The 585-nt window shown below is 53.2% G+C and carries 1 pseudogene; it reads right to left on the reverse strand.

Annotated elements, in window-relative coordinates:
- Window positions 1-585, reverse strand: a pseudogene (locus tag K4A83_RS22805) (S8 family serine peptidase); the annotation flags it as partial.

The following is a 585-nucleotide window of genomic DNA, read 5'->3' on the forward strand; positions in this document are numbered from 1 at the left end:
GGTCGCATGGAGAAGGATTTAATGCCTTGGTATTCCCCAGAGTTCCAGTTGTTATTTTCTCCAAGGTTGCCCAGGCCTTCAAATCTAGCGCCTTCGAGTCGGTCTTGAATGACGATGTGACCGAATTCGGAGTTGGAGAGGGCGCGTCTTGCCGCTTCGGCAATGAAGGCATCGGAACCGGGTTCAAAGTCTTCCATGCCTTCTAAGCTGAAGATGGCGAGTTCAAATTGATATTTCCCTCCGTCAAAGAGGTAGTCGATTTCGACTTGTCCGGTGTCGCCGACGGTGAAGACTCCGGCGTTAAAGGGGGATTGGGGGTCTAATTCGATGTAGGGGATGATTTCAAGTTGGTCTTCATTGGGAGAGAATTCGGGTTCGCTGTTGTCGAAATTGTCAAGTTCTGGGCTGGTGGGGGGTTCGACTTCGGGTTCTGGCAGGTCGGGGGGGTCAAAGTCGGGGGGGTCAAAGTCGGAGGGGTCAATGGTGAGGGGTTCAATCCAGCCAATATCTGAACTGTCGTCTGCGGCATCAACGAGGCCGCTGGGGGTGAGGATGGGTTCAAGAATGAAGGCCTGAAAGTAGGTG

This window comes from Spirulina subsalsa FACHB-351 (assembly GCF_026130165.1).
Taxonomy (GTDB): domain Bacteria; phylum Cyanobacteriota; class Cyanobacteriia; order Cyanobacteriales; family Spirulinaceae; genus Spirulina_A; species Spirulina_A subsalsa_A.